The sequence below is a fragment of the Pseudoalteromonas peptidolytica genome, assembly GCF_012641745.1.
Classification (GTDB): domain Bacteria; phylum Pseudomonadota; class Gammaproteobacteria; order Enterobacterales; family Alteromonadaceae; genus Pseudoalteromonas; species Pseudoalteromonas peptidolytica.
The window spans coordinates 134901-150580 of the sequence record NZ_WEHZ01000004.1; the positions used below are offsets into that span (position 1 = coordinate 134901).

The window sequence follows — 15680 nt, forward strand, 5'->3', positions numbered from 1 at the left end:
GAGAGTGAAGATGTTTGATATTATGGAACAGCACAGCGAAGAAGCTGTCATTAAAGTCATCGGTGTTGGTGGCGGTGGTGGTAACGCCGTAGAACACATGGTGAATCAAGAAATTGAAGGTGTTCGTTTTATTGTTGCGAATACTGATGCACAAGCGCTACGCCGTTCATCTGCGGATGTTACGGTACAGCTTGGTACACAAATTACTTCGGGCTTAGGTGCTGGCGCAAACCCTGAAGTGGGTAAAAGCGCAGCGGAAGAAGACCTTGAGACTATAAAAAGTAGTCTAGAAGGCGCCGATATGGTCTTTATTGCCGCAGGTATGGGTGGTGGTACAGGTACTGGTGCTGCACCTGTGGTTGCTCGCGCGGCAAAAGAATTAGGTATTTTGACTGTCGCTGTAGTTACGCGCCCATTTGACCTAGAGGGCAAAAAGCGTATGGCGGCAGCAGAGCAGGGGATTGCCGAGTTGTCAGAAATTGTAGATTCACTTATTACAATTCCGAACAACAAACTGCTTAAAGTTCTTGGTAAAGGGACTACACTGCTAGATGCGTTTGCTAAAGCGAATGATGTACTCTATGGCGCAGTTCAGGGGATCGCAGAGCTGATCACCCGTTCAGGTCTAATCAACGTTGACTTTGCAGATGTAAGAACGGTGATGTCAGCAATGGGGACAGCTATGATGGGAACTGCATCAGCAACAGGCCCAGACAGAGCGCAAGAAGCTGCTGAAGCTGCAATTTCTAGCCCTTTACTCGAAGATGTTGATTTAACTGGCGCAAAAGGTATCTTGGTAAATATTACTGCGGGTATGGATATCACTATCGAGGAGTTTGAGGTCGTCGGTAATCATGTCAAAGCACTGGCGTCAGAAAATGCGACAGTTGTGGTTGGTGCGGTAATTGACCCTGAAATGAGCGAAGAGCTAAGAGTTACCGTCGTAGCTACTGGCTTGGGTGGAGATCGTCGTCCTCAGTTTGGTATTGTAGACAATGGTTTCAAGCAAGCGTCAGGTTCGGATGCGGTAGGTGGAGCACAATCAAGCTCACAAACTAGCATGTATGTACCAAGTTTTACACAGCCACAAACGTCATCAGCTGAGCCTGAACAGCCAGCTGAAGCGCCAGCTCCTCAAGTGCAAGAGCAAAAAGCAGCACCGAAGCCGGCCACAAATGCGAGCAATGATAGTAAGGAAAAAGGCGACTACTTCGATATTCCTGCTTTCTTGCGTAAGCAGTCAGACTAAAGTTGGTATAAAAATTAAACAGAGATTGGCAGTTTGGCGGAACTATGTTATACTCCGCCGCCTATCTGAAATTTAAGTGGGCGAATATATGATTAAACAACGTACGATTGCACAAGTCGTAAAAGCCACAGGTGTAGGTTTACACAAAGGTGAAAAGGTCACGATCACTCTCCGACCAGCTGGTGTGAATACAGGTGTTGTATTTCGCCGCGTTGATCTAGACCCAGTTGTTGACTTTGAAACAACGCCAGAAGCTGTGGGCGACACGCAACTGTGTACGTGTTTAACGAATAAAGACGGTGTTCGCTTGTCTACTACTGAGCATTTAATTGCTGCGGTAGCTGCACTTGGGATTGATAATCTAATTGTTGAATTAGATAGCGCTGAAGTGCCGATTATGGATGGCAGTGCATTGCCATTTATCTACTTAATTCAGAAAGGCGGTATTGAAGAACAAAATGCTGCTAAGCGTTTTATTCGCATTAAAGAGAAGGTGCGTGTTGAAGACGGCGACAAATGGGCTGAAATAGAGCCTTACGACGGCTTTCATATCGACTTTGAAATTGACTTCAACCATCCTGCAATAAATGCGAGCCGCCAACGTATTGGTTTAGACATCACTGCACAAAGCTTCACTGAAGAGATCAGCCGAGCGCGTACTTTTGGTTTCATGCGAGACATTGAGTACATGCACGCTAATAATCTTGCATTAGGTGGCAGCATGGATAACGCAGTGGTGCTGGATCAGTTTAAAGTATTGAATCCTGATGGGCTTCGTTATGCGGACGAATTTGTAAAGCACAAAATTTTAGACTGTGTTGGCGACATGTTTATGGCGGGCCACAACATTCTAGGAAAAATTTCATGCTACAAATCAGGTCACGGCCTTAACAACATGTTACTGCGCGAGATTATGGCGACAGAATCAGCATGGGAGTGGGCAACCTTTGAAGAGCCGGTCAGCATGCCTGCACCAGGTATGGAAGCTGGTATCAATACTGCAACTGCTTAAAAATCTTAATTGGTATCAATAAAAAAATGACGCTGAGGCGTCATTTTTTTTGCGCTGCGGTTGCGTGTTTGGCTAATTTTTCTAGCTTGGCCTTCAATGAAGGTGGTGCCGACTCTGCTAATGCCAGCAGTTGCTCGCCAGTTGCTTGGCTCATGTTACGGTTAGCTTTGTAAGCTGTGGATGGTGACTCAACAGTATTGTTTAGCCGCTGTTGTGCCTCAGGGTTTGTTGTGATTTTCACTAAAGCGCAGTCATGAACACCCGCCTTTCGAAAAGCGCTAAGTATATCCATTTTTAAAAAGTTGAGGCGTGTGGCTAGGGTCGCTGAAGCGGCCTCTATTGTGAGTGTGCCTTCTCGATAATGCGCGACTCGACACTTCTTACTCAAAATAGGTCCGAGCGTCTCGGCTAAGCAAGTTTGTAATTGTGCGGCCTGCGCACTTTTTTGGCCATACTGATTGAGTTTATCAGACCACCCACCCATAACTTCATCCAATGGCTTTGGATTGTAGCGATTTTTAGCCAATGACTTACTTCCCGTAGGTTGAAAAATAAAAAATAACCGCCATATCAACAAGCACAGGTACATGACGTATCGTATTTGTCGTTTCTTAGTCTCTTTGAATTATAACAGAGACTCGATATTGAGAAATCCATAAGTACTAATATTTGTGTGAATACAAATCTGGGATTTGAGAAATAAGCGAGTTAATACCAATTTTCTTAATTAAGAGGTCTATTTTGAGGCAACAAAATCTTGTCGATAACTAGGCAAAAAATTTGCTATTTAGTTGTTCTAAATAAGAAATTTTTAACGCTGTTAGCGTCAGATTTGCTCCTTCAAATCGAGCAGGTATTAAGTCAAATTGGTATAACTTATTTCTTAAAAAACTCATCTAGCGTATTTACCCTGAGGGTTTGATAAGGCGTGCCCTAACTTGCTGTTAAGGCAAAGCTTAATTTATCTCATTGTCTAGCGTCGAAAACGGCTGCTAGAAAGGTATTAATTATCTGAAGCCCAGGCTATTTACCCTCTTTCGTCATGTTATCTGCATGGATAAAGTGAGCTTCTGTCAGTTTACACCCTAAATTGAACAAGTATTGAGCAAGATAGTGTTAGCTATCATCAGCCGTGCGCTTGGTCAATTTGTGTGAAAAACTGGCTGTGCGAAAGGTACTTATTATCCGTTGCTCAGGTTATATGACCAGTCAAACCAAATCGATGAGGCGCTTTAGAGTGATGTGTCAATAAAACTTGATAACGTGCAATGGTAACCTTACGCCTAACAGTAAAGATTTCTTGCAATTAAGGCCGGTATTATTTGCTCAATAAGGTTTGCAGAAGCAAAGAGTCTGGTATGATAGGGCATAATTTTAATTCGGCAATGCACAAATGCTCACTCCTAAATTGGCAATCTAGCAACTTGAATTTAGGAACGCTTTTGTCGCCAGCAGGACAAGCGCGACCCAGTCTTAATAACACTGGCTTAGAAGTATGGGTCAGCCAATACACAGAGTGAATCGGTTCAAACATGTTAGCTAATATTTTTACCAAAATTTTTGGTAGTCGTAATGATCGCACCATCAAAAACTTAAGAAAAACAGTCGCCTTAATCAATGCCTTAGAAGAGCAGTATACCAAATTAAGCGATGACGAATTAAAAGCCAAAACCGCTGAATTCAAACAGCGTGTTGAGCAGGGATTAAGTTTAGATGACTTATTACCAGAGGCGTTCGCTACGGTGCGAGAAGCATCTAAGCGCGTATTTGGAATGCGTCATTTCGATGTGCAAATGATAGGTGGTATGGTGTTGCACCAAGGTCGCATTTCAGAAATGAGAACGGGTGAAGGTAAAACATTAACTGCGACGCTACCTGCATATTTGAATGCACTCTCTGGTAAAGGCGTACACGTGATCACGGTGAATGATTATCTAGCGAAACGTGATGCTGAAACCAACCGCCCACTATTTGAATTTTTAGGGTTGACTGTTGGCTGTAACGTACCAGGTATGATGCCGCAACAGAAAAAGCAGGCCTATGGCGCTGATATTACTTATGGGACAAACAACGAGTTTGGCTTTGACTACCTGCGCGATAACATGGCATTTAGCGTTGAAGAACGTGTTCAACGTCCTCTGAACTATGCTGTTGTGGATGAGGTGGATTCAATCCTTATCGATGAAGCGCGTACACCTCTTATTATTTCAGGCCCAGCTGAAGATAGCTCAGAATTATATGCTGAAATCAATAAAATCGTTCCTGAACTTGTGCAGCAAGAAAAAGAAGATGAAGAAGGCGTTGAAGGTGATGGCGACTTCACTATTGATGAGAAAGGCAAACAAGTTCATTTAACTGAACGTGGTCAAGTTAAGGTCGAAGAGCTACTTACTGAGCGTAATCTAATTGAAGAAGGTGATTCGCTCTATTCTGCTGGCAACATTTCATTGTTAAGTCATGTTTATGCTGCGCTTCGCGCTCACAAACTGTACCAAAAAGATGTTGATTACGTTGTTAAAGACAACGAAGTTATCATCGTTGATGAACATACAGGTCGTACGATGGAAGGGCGTCGTTGGTCTGAAGGTTTACATCAGGCTGTTGAAGCAAAAGAAGGCGTTCGAATTCAAAATGAAAACCAAACGTTGGCTTCAATCACTTTCCAGAACTATTTCCGCCTTTACAACAAGCTTGCAGGTATGACAGGTACGGCGGATACGGAAGCATTTGAGTTCCAATCAATTTATGGTCTAGATACTGTTGTTATCCCAACCAATAAACCTATGGTGCGAGATGACCGTGCAGATTTAGTCTACTTAACTCAAGAAGAGAAGTTTGAAGCTATTCTTGAAGATATTCGAGGCTGCCAAGAACGTGGCCAACCTGTACTCGTTGGTACAGTATCAATCGAAAGTTCTGAATACCTTTCTCACTTCTTACGTAAAGAAAAAATCGAACACAACGTACTGAATGCTAAATTCCATGCGCAAGAAGCTGATATCATTGCAGATGCAGGTTTGCCAGGAAAAGTGACTATCGCAACAAATATGGCGGGTCGTGGTACTGACATTGTGCTTGGTGGTAGCTGGCAGTCGGATGTTGAAAAACTTGAAAATCCGTCTGAAGAGCAAATTGCTCAAATTAAACAGGAATGGAAAACTCGCCATGATGCTGTACTCGCGTCAGGTGGTTTGCACATCATTGGTACAGAACGCCATGAATCTCGTCGTATTGATAACCAGTTACGTGGTCGTGCTGGTCGTCAAGGTGATGCTGGTTCAAGCCGCTTCTACTTATCAATGGATGATGCGTTAATGCGTATTTTTGCTGGTGAACGCATGACTAACATGATGCGCAAACTAGGCATGCAACGTGGTGAGGCTATTGAGCATCCATGGGTGAACCGCGCTATTGAAAATGCACAGCGTAAAGTTGAAGCACGCAACTTTGATATTCGTAAACAACTACTTGAATATGATGATGTGGCAAACGACCAACGTAAAGTAGTTTATGAGCAGCGTAATGAGCTACTCGAAGAAGGTAATATCTCTGAAACTATCACCGCTATTCGTGAAGACGTATTGAATGCGACTATCGATCAATACATTCCACCACAGAGCCTAGCTGAAATGTGGGATGTTCCAGCGTTGGAAGAGCGTTTGAAAAACGATTTCCATGTTGAGCTTCCGATTGCGAAATGGCTTGAAGAGGATACCAAGCTTTACGAAGAAGTACTTCGTGAGCGCATTATTGAAGAAGTAGATAACGCCTACAAGCAAAAAGAGCAGATGGTGGGTGAGGATGTACTACGTCATTTCGAAAAAGCAGTGATGTTACAGAGTCTAGATCAGCACTGGAAAGATCACTTAGCGGCGATGGATCATCTGCGCCAAGGTATCCACTTACGTGGCTACGCGCAGAAAAATCCAAAGCAGGAATATAAGCGTGAATCGTTTGAGCTGTTCTCACAAATGCTTGAGAATTTGAAGATTGACGTTGTAGGTGTTCTGAGCAAAGTACAGGTTCGTGCAGAGGAAGATGTTGAGAAAGTTGAAGAGCAACATCGTAAGAGTGAGCAAGCACCACGCGAATATCAACACGAAGAAGTTGAGCGCGTAGGTGGTGAAGCACCACAGGGCGCTGTAGTGAGCGACCGCACTGAACCAAAAGTGGGCCGTAATGAGCCATGTCCTTGTCAGTCTGGCAAGAAATATAAGCAGTGTTGTGGCAAGCTAAAATAATTGAATAATCATTATTTAATACCAATTTGACTTAATACTTGCTCAATTTGAAGGAGTAAATCTGACGCTAACAGCGTTAAAAATTTCTTATTTAGAACAACTAAATAGCAAAATTTTTGCCTTGTTATCGACAAGATTTTCTCACCTCAAAATAGACCACTTTATTAAGAAAATTGGTATAACTTTAAAAAAGCGACGAACAGTCGCTTTTTTTATGAGGAAAATCATGGAAAAAAAACGAGTAGAAGTTGCTGTTGGGGTAATTGAAAAAAACCAAAAAATCTTTGTTTGCTTGCGCAGCAAAGATCAACACCAAGGTGGGCTGTGGGAATTTCCTGGCGGTAAAGTTGAAGCTGAAGAAGACGTATTCTCTGCCTTAAAACGTGAGTTAAAAGAGGAAATCGGGATTGATATACACAGCTCTACTGAGTTGATGAGGATAGAGCACGATTATCCTGATAAAGCGGTGTGCTTACATATTCATATAGTTACTGAGTTCGCAGGAGAAGCACATGGCGCTGAGGGGCAACCATCACAATGGGTAGCGATTTCGAACTTACACGAGTTAGACTTCCCAGCGGCAAATAAAGCCATTGTGGAACGGTTACAAGCGGCACAAAAAGAGTGACAAACTTTGTTACTAAATACCAAGCTTGAATTATAGTCATCCATATGGAGCATCAGTAGACTAGTGTATGGTCGTCATACGACGAAACTCTATCAGGGGAATTTACATGAAAAAATTATCATTGACCGCTGCAAGTGTTGCGCTTGCACTGGGGTTGATTGGTTGTAGCGAACAACCGCAAACACAACAAGTTGAGCAGCCTAAGACACAAGAAGTTATGCTAAGCTCGGGTATTGAACTTAGTAATATAGATAAATCAGTTCGTCCTCAAGACGACTTTTACTATCATGTGAATGGACATTGGCTCGAAAATACGATTATTCCAGCAGACAAATCCAACTATGGCTCATTCACGCAACTGTACGATGACTCCCAAAAGGCATTGCGCAAAGTACTCGAAGAAGCAGCCAATAATAGCACTGCAAAAGCGGGATCAGACGAGCAAAAGTTGGGTGCGTTTTATCAAAGTTATATGGATGAGGGTGCAAGAAATGAGCTGGGGCTAACGCCTATCAAGCCTTATCTTAGTGAGATCCAAGCGCTGAAAAGTAAGTCAGAACTGCCAACTATCTTTGCTAAAATGCGTTTAACTGGCGCACATACTCCTTTTGGTTGGTACGTAAATAATGATGCCAAAAACTCAAGTGAAAATGCCCTATACATGTTCCAGTCGGGTTTAGGCTTGCCAGATCGTGACTACTACCTAAAAGATGATGAAAAATTCACTAAGATCCGTGAGCAATATCAGCTATATATAGAGCAGCTCATGGCCAAAACTGGGCATAAAAACCCAGCGCTAGCCGCGTTAAATATTCTAGAGCTAGAGAAGCAAATTGCTGAAGCACAGTGGACGCGTGTAGAAAGTCGGGATGCAACCAAAACCTATAATAAATTAACCGTTGAAGCTTTTAACAAATCAATGCCAGATTTTGATGCCGCAGCATTTTTACGTGCATTAGGGATCAAAACGGACTCATTGATCGTCAGTCAACCGAGCTTTTTTGAGTCATTATCTAAAATAATTGCAAGTACCGATTTAGAGGTGTGGCAAGACTATTTTGCTTTCCACTTTACCAATGACTACGCAGAGCTATTGAGCAAAGATGTGGTTGATCTTAAGTTTGGTTTCTTTGGTAAGACGTTACGTGGCGTTGAAGCACAAGCACCAACATGGAAAAAAGCCGTTGATGCGAGTAATTCAGTACTTGGTGAAATGCTTGGAAAGATTTACGTTAAGTCTTACTTCCCACCTGAAGCTAAAGCACGAATGGAAGAGTTGGTAGCCAACCTGATCAAAGGTTTTGACCAAGCTATTGACGGCCTTGAGTGGATGAGTTCAGAAACCAAAGTCGCAGCAAAAGAGAAGCTCAATAAGTTTACTCCTAAGATTGGTTACCCAGACAAATGGAAAGACTACTCGGCACTAGACATTAGCCCAGATGACTTAGTAGGAAACTATGTTCGTTATAGTGAGTTTGCTAATCAGGAGATGATTGACAAGTTAGGCAAGCCTGTTGATCGTGGTGAATGGTTTATGACGCCACAAACGGTCAATGCTTACTATAACCCAGTAAACAACGAGATCGTATTCCCTGCGGCCATTTTACAACCGCCATTTTTTAATCTAGAAGCTGATGATGCTGTAAATTACGGCGCAATTGGTGCGGTTATCGGCCATGAGTTAGGTCATGGCTTTGATGACCAAGGCGCTAAATATGATGGCGATGGTAACCTTAGAAACTGGTGGAGTGAGTCTGACTTAGCTCAGTTTGAAACGCGTAGTCAAAAATTAGTTGAGCAGTTCAATAGCTTTAAACCATTTGAGGATGCAGCGGTAAATGGCCAGCTGACGCTTGGTGAAAATATTGGTGATTTAGGTGGATTAACGGTAGCTTACAAAGCCTATCAGATTTCTTTAGCTGGCAACAAAGCGCCTGTTATTGATGGCTATACGGGTGAGCAGCGGTTCTTTATGGGATGGTCACAGATCTGGCGCCGTAAATACCGTGATGAAGAGCTGCGTAATCGTCTAATGACAGATCCGCATTCGCCAAGTCACTATCGAGTCATTGGTGTATTACCAAATATGCCTGAATTTTATCAGGCGTTTGATGTGAAAGAAGGTGATAAGATGTACCTGAAGCCAGAAGACAGAGTAAAGATCTGGTAATTTCGCACACATCTATTATGGCGGGTTTACTCAGTGCAAAGAGTAAATCCGCTCTTCTCATTACGCTTTAACTCTTCAAATAACCTCAGTAGAACAACACCCTACCTACAAAAATAAGATTGCCTTTGTGACAAAAGCGAGTAGCTTACATTTGCTTAGCATAAAGAGATTAAAAAATAATGATAGCGCTGTCATTTTAACTTTTATATGATGTTTGGGAACAATAAGTGATTAAATGCTGTTCATATTGAATTGGACATGAAGACTGGGAGCAAAAGATGAAAATAAAAACGACTTTGCTTGGGGCGATGATTGCTGGGTGCGCGTTCTATACACAAGCATCATTGACTCAACAGCAACTCACGCAGTTTGCAACTGACACACATTTTGAATTTGCCGTAGAAAATAATTTCAGCAACGGAGCTGAGGGGTTCAGTGGCTCTATTACATTGACTAATAATTCAAAAGTGGATCTACCTAAAGGGCAAAGTGACTGGCAAATTTATATCCACTCTGTACGTCATATTTCAACCGAGTCTTCAAACGGATTACGATTTGAACATATTAATGGCGATCTTCACCGTATAACACCGACAGCATCATTTGCAGGATTAAAATCAGGCGAAAAACTACAGCTTTTATTCGATGGTAGTGCATGGGTTGCTGCATACAGTGATTTTATGCCGCGTGCTTTTATGGTGTCTGGTAGTAATAAACCAGTGATATTTGCTAACACAGATACTGAAGACATGACCCAGTTTGTTGCGCCATTTGAACGTGAAAACCAGCTTAAAAGATACAACACACCAACCGACTACACCAAAATAGCCACAGCTGAATTACGCTATGAACGTAATCAAAGTAATGTTGACGTAGCAAAAGCTGATGCGCTTAAACGTATCATTCCCAAACCAGAATTTATTGATTTTAATCGCGGTGAGATTACCTTAAATAGCGATTGGCAAATCCGTTATGCTGGACGGCTAAAGTCTGAGGTTGAAGTCTTTCAAGAGGACTTGTCGGAATACGGCCTCAACCTAAAGGCTGAGCCAAATCATATCTCTGAAGGTAACTTACCAACTATTCGCTTGAAAGTTGCTAAAAGCTTAGGTCGAGACTATGACTACAAGAAAGCTGGCTCATACACCCTAGAAATAGACGATGATGTCATAGAAATTGTCGGAATTGATAACGCGGGTGTGTTTTATGGTATCCAAAGCCTGCTCGCGCTCTTTCCTGCTGGAAGCAAAAATGAAGTGACTTTGTCTCATGTGGAGATTAAAGACTCTCCTCGCTTCGACTGGCGTGGTATGCACTATGATAATGCTCGTAACTATCACGGTAAAGAGGCGCTATTTAAGTTAGTTGAACAAATGGCACGCTATAAGCTGAACAAGTTCCACTGGCACTTTTCTGATGATGAAGGGTGGCGCTTAGAAATTCCAGATCTTCCTGAGCTGACTCAAGTTGGAGCGTATCGCTGTTTTGATCTAGAAGAACGTGAATGCTTACTAACGCAGTTGGGCACTGGTCCTTTTAAATCTGGAACGGGTAATGGTTACCTTTCTCGTGAAGATTTTGTAGAGTTACTTAAATTTGCCAAAGCACGTCATATTGAGATCATCCCGGAAATTGAAAGCCCAGGACATGCTCGGGCAGCTATTAAGTCTATGGAAGCACGCTACCATAAGTTAATGGCCGCAGGTAAAAGTGACGAAGCAAAAGCTTATTTGTTGACAGATATTGATGATAAATCTGAATATCTAACGGTACAGCTTTATAAAGATAACTCAATTAATGTGTGTTTAGACTCAAGCTACGCTTTTATGGAGAAAGTTGTATATGAGCTACAAGATATGTACCGTGAAGCTGGGACTATCTTAAATACGGTGCACTTTGGTGGAGATGAAGTCGGTAAGGGGTCTTGGACACAGTCACCAGCTTGTGATGCGTTATTTGCAAAAGCAGATAATGGTGTTGCCGGGCCTAACGATCTTAAGCCTTACTTCACGCAGCGAGTTGCAAAATTACTTGCTAAAAGAGGGATAACACCGGGCGCATGGGAAGATGGCCTCATGTATAATACCACGACAACGTTCAAGCGAGATGAATTTCCGAATCCACAGTTTTTAGTAAATACATGGGATAATATTTGGGAGTGGGGGGTTGCAGATCGCGCGCATCGCTTTGCCAACAATAACTATCAAGTTATTTTATCTCATGGCACTCATTTGTACTTTGATCATCCGTATGAAGCACATCCGCAAGAACGTGGTTATTATTGGGCGACTCGTTATACCGATACTAAAAAGTCTTTCTCTTATATGCCGGACAATGTTTATGCAAATGCTGACTTTACCCGAAACAGAGAGCCGATTGAAAACTTAGAAGCATTGGTTGGTCGAGCGCTACCACCGTTGAAAAAACCACAAAATATAATTGGGATGCAAGGACAGATATGGAGTGAAACAATCCGTACTGAAGAGCAAGTGTTGCGGTTAATCTTCCCGCGTATACTCTCAGTTGCCGAGCGTTCATGGCATAAAGCCGATTGGGAAGGGCGCAAAATAGATAAAGCGGAGTTAGACAAAGACTTTTCATTATTTGCAGCGGCACTATCACTGAAAGAAATTGCTAAGTTGCAAAATGATGGGGTTAATCCAAACCTACCTGTGCCAGGTGCCAAAGTGGTACTTGGAAAGCTGAAAGCTAACAGTGCATTTCCTTTTCTTCCTATCGAGGTGAGTTTGGATAATGGCGAGTCTTGGCAACAATATACTGGACAGATGAGTATCGCGGATAAAAGTAAAGTGCTACTCAGAACACGCATGGGTGACAAAAATGTCAGCCGCGTTACGGGATTAAATTAAATTACTTTGAACCACTGCGCGCTGTTTGGGTTGGCGCGCAGCTACAAACACGATAAAAATATTCAATTAGAACAATTGAATATAAACTTTTTAGCCAGTCTATATGGATGTAGACTCGTCACGTTTGTAGCGCAGTGGTGAAATGTATAATGTGTTTTTAACTGCTTTAACGCACAGTTAAAGAAGCAAAAAGAGTGAAGCGCAGCCTTCTATATACAAAAAGCTGGATGTAGCTGAGCGCCTTGCTCAAAATCTATCTGGAAATGAAACAAATTTTAACGTAAAGTTAAATGTCAGCGCTGTCATTTTTGTAAAAGAAAGACTGTAAAAGCAAAAATAAAAAGGCAAAAGCCAAACGAACAATAAACGATGAGTAATGTTTATGGAAGCTACCGTGTCGAATACAACAAAACGAAGTAATGCTATCCCGATGGCGATAGTCGCCGCCATGTTTTTTATTCTTGGCTTTGTGACTTGGCTCAACGGGTCTTTGATGCCATATTTGGAACAAGTGTTGAAACTCACTCCATTCCAATCTTCATTTATCCTATTTTCTTTCTATATTGCGGTCACGTTTACTGCCGTGCCTTCAGCACTCGTTATCAGAAAGGTCGGCTATAAAAACGGTATGGCTATCGCCATTGCAATGATGATGTGTGCCGCGTTACTTTATATTCCAGCTGCAAAAACACAGATGTTTGCACTATTTTTATTTGCACAGTTCACCATGGGAATTGGTCAAACATTATTGCAAACTGCGGTAAACCCATATGTGGTTCGTATTGGCCCTGAAGAATCAGCTGCGGTGCGAGTGAGCATCATGGGTATTTTGAACAAAGGAGCAGGTGTGGTTGCACCATTGGTGTTTACAGCCTTAGTGTTAAGTAATTTTACGGATATGGCAGGTAAAGACTTAACTCAGGCCGACATCGACGCGATGGCGAATGGCTTAGTTGGCCCTTACCTTGGTTTAGCTGTTTTTATTGGCATATTTGCTTTAGGCATCAAGTTTGCGCCACTGCCAGAGCTTGAGAAGGAAGGTGAGGAAGAGCACGGTTCAGTAAAAGAAGCATTACAGCACCCGAACCTAAAACTTGGCGTCATTGCGCTGTTTTTATACGTTGCGGTTGAGGTAATTGCAGGAGACACGATTGGCTCGTTCGCACTAGCGCTTGGAGTTGAGAAGTATAGCGTCATGACTTCTTATACCATGGCATGTATGGTTGCCGGTTACATATTAGGTATTTTATTAATCCCAAGAGTGATCTCTCAAGAAAAGGCTCTAACCGCTTCTGCTATTCTTGGTGTATTACTGACACTGGCAATTTCATTTGGTAGCCCCGACTCGTTCATTATCTCAAACCTACTTGGTTTGTCAGCGTTACCTGATATTCTATTAATGGTTGCAATACTCGGCTTGGCTAATGCCATTATGTGGCCTGCAATTTGGCCTCTCGCATTATCTGGACTTGGCAAGCTAACCAGTGTAGGCTCAGGGTTATTGGTTATGGGAATTGCCGGTGGTGCATTTGGCCCTGTATTCTTAGGTTTAGCTAAAGGTACGTCTGGTACAGTAGAGTCGCAGCAAATAGCGCACCTTGTAATGCTGCCTTGTTACTTATTCATTATTTTCTATGCTGTAAAGGGCCATAAGCTCAGAAAGAAGGCGTAGCAAAATAACGTAAAGCATTTCTATGTATGTAGAAATAATCCCGTGTGTGATGCCACCTGAATAAGGTGGCATTTTTTATTTCTATACCTATCAGGCCATGTGGTTATACCAATAGACTTACTACTTGCTTAATTTGAAGGAGTAAATCTGATGCTAACCGTGTTAAAAATTTCTTATTTAGAACAACTGAATAACCTGAGCTTTGGATAATTAATACCTTTCTAGCAGCCAGCTATTAGCACGTATATTCGCCTTGCCTACAGAGCGTAGGTACCTTAGAGAGAGCGGGACGCGGTAGCGGAGTTATCGACAAGATTCTGTCGCTTCAAAGTAGACCACTTAATTAAGATAATTGGATATCGATGTTTTTTAAAGTGTGAAAGCAGTGTGGTCGGCAAGCTAAAACCAATCGTTTTTTCAACTCAGCCAGACAATTTAGTCAACAGCAGCAAATGGCGTAAAAAACAGTTTGATTAGGATGAATTGAGCACTAATAAGGTAAGAAATTCTATGATGCAGGAAAGAATGGGGCGACTGATGGGGCTCGAACCCACGACAACCGGAATCACAATCCAGGGCTCTACCAACTGAGCTACAGCCGCCACAAAAAGAATTGAACACCTCGTTTGGTGTGGCGCGCATAATACATAAGTTTTTAAAAAAAGCAAAGCGAAATATGCAAAAAAACGGAGAAAAAGATTTTTTTGCATAAAAATTCTGCATACAGCAAATATTCATATATCCTATGTATGATCCGGACGATCTAATAATATTTCTAATTGACCAGACTCACATGAGGCTTAGATAAGAAGTAATCTAACTCATTGCTATCATCGATGGCTCCGTTTTGGCGTGGAGCTGACGCTGCTGTACTTATAGCGCTTCAGTGGGGGGGGAAATTTGTTCTAGACAAGAAGGGGTTGACGCAGTTAGCGTCAAACCATCAGAGCAACAAGTATTCAGTCGATACAAACTACTACTGCGTAACACAAATAACAAGAGGAATGGGGATGGAAGCTATCTGGAATTGGGTTAACGAAAACTCAGACTTAATCTTGCACTACGCACTTCAAGGTGTGATTGCGCTAATTATCTTTTTTATTGGTTTGAAGCTTGCCAAACTCAGTGCGAAGCTCACAATCAAAGCATTTAGTAAACGCAATGTCGACAAAGCGGTTGGCTCTTTTGTTGCTAACATAGCATATGCAATAGTGTTTGCTGCAACACTTCTGATGGCGCTGTCTCAAGTTGGCATAGAAACCACTTCATTTATCGCAATTTTGGGTGCCGCAGGTCTTGCTGTGGGCCTTGCACTACAAGGCTCTTTATCTAATTTTGCATCAGGCGTATTGATCATCATGCTACGCCCTTTCAAGTCTGGTGACTATATTGAAGCAGGCGGTAAGGCCGGTAGTGTACAAAAGATAGAGATCTTTTCGACAGAGTTACGTACACCAGATAACAAAGTAATTGTGATGCCAAACTCGTCGATTATGTCTGGTGCCATTGTTAACTACTCGCGTGAAAAAACGCGTCGCATTGATTTGGTGATAGGGGTTGGTTACGATGCCGACCTTAGAGAAGCAAAAGCAGTATTAAAATCCGTACTCGACAACGAACCAAGGATCCTAAAAGAGCCGGCGTACACTGTTGCAGTTCTAGAACTGGCAGATTCAAGCGTTAACTTTGTGGTGAGACCTTGGGTTGAAACGCAAGAGTACTGGCCAACTTATTTCACCCTAGTAGAAAATATAAAAATTGCACTAGACGACGCGAATATCACGATTCCATTCCCGCAAATGGATGTTCACCTACACAAAGATCAGTAAAAAGGTTAG

At 42.3% G+C, this 15680-nt stretch carries 9 protein-coding genes and 1 tRNA gene; 8 read left to right on the forward strand and 2 right to left on the reverse strand.

Translation table 11 applies throughout. The features are described 5' to 3' along the window. Positions 1–10: 10 nt before the first annotated feature. Both ftsZ and lpxC read left to right on the forward strand, forming a co-directional pair. Positions 11–1249, forward strand: coding sequence for a cell division protein FtsZ (ftsZ, locus tag F9Y84_RS04175; RefSeq protein ID WP_128731097.1), 1239 nt, complete (start codon positions 11–13; stop codon positions 1247–1249). A gap of 88 nt (positions 1250–1337) precedes the next feature. Then, the gene (gene lpxC, locus F9Y84_RS04180) at positions 1338–2261 is read left to right on the forward strand and encodes a UDP-3-O-acyl-N-acetylglucosamine deacetylase (RefSeq protein WP_010368639.1); all 924 of its coding nucleotides are present in this window, start codon (positions 1338–1340) and stop codon (positions 2259–2261) included. A gap of 40 nt (positions 2262–2301) precedes the next feature. On the opposite strand, the gene F9Y84_RS04185 is transcribed toward lpxC, so the two are convergent. Next, a complete protein-coding gene (locus tag F9Y84_RS04185; protein ID WP_192503271.1) occupies positions 2302–2787 on the reverse strand; it encodes a DUF721 domain-containing protein in 486 nt (161 codons plus the stop codon). A gap of 1006 nt (positions 2788–3793) precedes the next feature. Between F9Y84_RS04185 and secA the strand changes: the two genes are divergently transcribed. From secA to nagP, 5 genes are all read left to right on the forward strand, one after another. Then, positions 3794–6502 (forward strand): preprotein translocase subunit SecA, encoded by a 2709-nt coding sequence (gene secA / locus F9Y84_RS04190; RefSeq protein ID WP_125251073.1) that lies wholly within the window; start codon positions 3794–3796, stop codon positions 6500–6502. A gap of 226 nt (positions 6503–6728) precedes the next feature. Continuing rightward, positions 6729–7130: an 8-oxo-dGTP diphosphatase MutT gene (gene mutT, locus F9Y84_RS04195; RefSeq protein WP_147389426.1), complete on the forward strand. Its 402-nt coding sequence runs from the start codon at positions 6729–6731 to the stop codon at positions 7128–7130. A gap of 106 nt (positions 7131–7236) precedes the next feature. Next, positions 7237–9300, forward strand: a complete 2064-nt coding sequence (locus F9Y84_RS04200) for a M13 family metallopeptidase (RefSeq protein ID WP_147389425.1) — start codon at positions 7237–7239, stop codon at positions 9298–9300. Positions 9301–9578: 278 nt separating this feature from the next. Then, positions 9579–12170, forward strand: coding sequence for a family 20 glycosylhydrolase (locus F9Y84_RS04205; RefSeq protein WP_147389424.1), 2592 nt, complete (start codon positions 9579–9581; stop codon positions 12168–12170). Between the two features lie 382 nt (positions 12171–12552). Further along, positions 12553–13842 carry an N-acetylglucosamine MFS transporter NagP gene (gene nagP, locus F9Y84_RS04215; RefSeq protein WP_373865580.1) on the forward strand — a complete coding sequence of 430 codons (1290 nt, stop codon included), beginning with the start codon at positions 12553–12555 and terminating at the stop codon, positions 13840–13842. 526 nt (positions 13843–14368) lie between these two features. On the opposite strand, the gene F9Y84_RS04220 is transcribed toward nagP, so the two are convergent. Continuing rightward, a tRNA-His gene (locus tag F9Y84_RS04220) sits at positions 14369–14444 on the reverse strand. 408 nt (positions 14445–14852) lie between these two features. Here F9Y84_RS04220 and F9Y84_RS04225 point away from each other — a divergent pair. Then, positions 14853–15671, forward strand: a complete 819-nt coding sequence (locus F9Y84_RS04225) for a mechanosensitive ion channel family protein (protein ID WP_125251078.1) — start codon at positions 14853–14855, stop codon at positions 15669–15671. The last annotated feature ends 9 nt before the right edge of the window (positions 15672–15680 follow it).